General features: G+C 62.9%; 1 pseudogene. It reads left to right on the forward strand.

Annotated features, from left to right (window positions below):
* Window positions 1-302, forward strand: a pseudogene (locus tag GWC77_RS28525) (hypothetical protein); the annotation flags it as partial.

Here is a 302-nt window from a genome sequence, read left to right on the forward strand (position 1 = left end):
GGCATGCGGCAGATCACCGGCCACATGCGCGAATTCTGGGCGCTGCGTGGTCTCGACATCGCGGTGCCCAGCTTCAGGCTTCTGAGCGAGCGATTTCGCACGCTCAAGCTTCACGTCAAACAGCGCTGCCACCGTGTGGCCGATCGCCTGTCCAGAGGCGAAGCGATCAGTCTGCTCGTCGACAGCAGCGGCATGAGCTTTGGTCGGGCCAGTGAATGGCATCGGCAAAAGTACGGCCGCGAGGCAAGCCGCACGCCGTGGCGCAAGCTGCACCTGTCGATTGATGCGCAGCTGAATGTCCA

It is taken from the genome of Paraburkholderia sp. NMBU_R16 (assembly GCF_013282575.1).
Taxonomy (GTDB): domain Bacteria; phylum Pseudomonadota; class Gammaproteobacteria; order Burkholderiales; family Burkholderiaceae; genus Trinickia.